We start from the raw sequence: 1,405 nt of genomic DNA on the forward strand, positions 1-1,405 counted from the left end.
GGTTATTGCAGTTTCATTTGACAGTAATTCAAAGTTCGAATGGTTTAAAGTCATTATTTTCCCCTCCAAATATTTAAAATAAAAATGAAAAAGCCTCTTTCATATAGAAAGAGGCAGAAGTTTTAGCTTCGGACCTCTTATCTTCCAGAAATATTGCTTTCTGGTGGAATTAGCACCGTGCCCTGTGGATTTATAATCCGGCGGAAACTCCGCCCCATTTCACAATGGTATTACAGTCGGTTGCTGGGCTTCATAGGGCCTTTATCCCTCAGCCTGCTCTTGATAAGAGTTAAATGTAAATGTTTTCTGAAATTTTAATCTTCGGGAAAATAATATCAACTTTTTAAATAGTTTGTCAATGGGTAATTTAATAATAATCCGCACGAAGTTCTTCGAATTCAGTTTTGTTACATACTTCCGTTACTTTTGAGAGGTCCAGGGTACCTGTTAGGCGTTCTTTCTTCGCCGGCTTCACTTACGATATTCCCCCATGGATCTATAATCAGGGATTGTTCGGCAAATATTTTATTAAAATTGGACCCTGAACGATTTAATGCTAAAACGTAGGCTTGGTTCTCCATGGCACGGCTGACCCTTTATCGGTCCCTAATGATCGAGCCTCGGTTTGGGCCACTCGGCGGATACGAATAGAACTTCCGCACCTTTTGAACGGTATGGACTCACTGCCATCCTTGTAAACGTATGTTATAACAAATGAATGTAATCGTTTTTTCTGCTTCTTCATCCGCAATCTCATTCAATCTAGTTAAGTCGTATCCAACTGTTCAAAGTTCAGGTAAAATAACTATATCTGGTTGAGATTAGCCGGCTTTTTCTATCCTTTTGTTCTGCGAAATGAAAATTAATATATGGTTATCCAAAGGCAATATCCATTTGGTGGAAGGAGATTTTCCATTTCATTTTTTTAAACCACTATATGTAAAAAAGCACTTTACAAGACTATGATAAACATATATCATTTGTGACTAGAATTTCAAGAAATTTCAGAGAAGGTGTTTAAATGATGCAATTCGAAAAATCCAGACAGCTTCAGGAACTACCAAAGCAGTTTTTTGCTTCTTTAGTTGCAAAAGTTAAGGCAATTACAGAGCAAGGTCATGATGTCATTAATTTAGGGCAGGGAAATCCTGACCAGCCGACGCCAGAGCATATTGTGAAAAGTTTGCAGACTGCTGCAGAAAATACAATAAATCATAAATATTCTCCTTTCCGAGGACATCAATACTTAAAAGAAGCCGCGACTGACTTTTATGAACGTGAATATGGTGTCAAGTTAGATCCTAATAGTGAAGTGGCTATTCTATTTGGTGGAAAGGCAGGACTTGTCGAACTTCCACAGTGTTTATTAAATCCCGGGGATACGATTCTGGTACCTGATCCAGGC

1 protein-coding gene, 1 pseudogene and 1 riboswitch are annotated in these 1,405 nt (G+C 38.1%); of the genes and pseudogenes, one reads left to right on the forward strand and one right to left on the reverse strand.

Features of this window, described 5'->3' with window-relative positions:
• Positions 1 to 134: 134 nt before the first annotated feature.
• Positions 135 to 289, reverse strand: a riboswitch (SAM riboswitch).
• A 226-nt stretch (positions 290 to 515) separates the two neighbouring features.
• Positions 516 to 581: pseudogene (locus AC1DUW_RS28750) on the reverse strand (hypothetical protein); the annotation flags it as partial.
• A 440-nt stretch (positions 582 to 1,021) separates the two neighbouring features.
• Between AC1DUW_RS28750 and AC1DUW_RS28755 the strand changes: the two are divergent.
• Positions 1,022 to 1,405 (forward strand): aminotransferase class I/II-fold pyridoxal phosphate-dependent enzyme (locus AC1DUW_RS28755; RefSeq protein ID WP_477644177.1); only part of this gene is annotated, 384 nt, incomplete at its 3' end.

The organism is Peribacillus sp. P4_C12 (genome assembly GCF_056402095.1).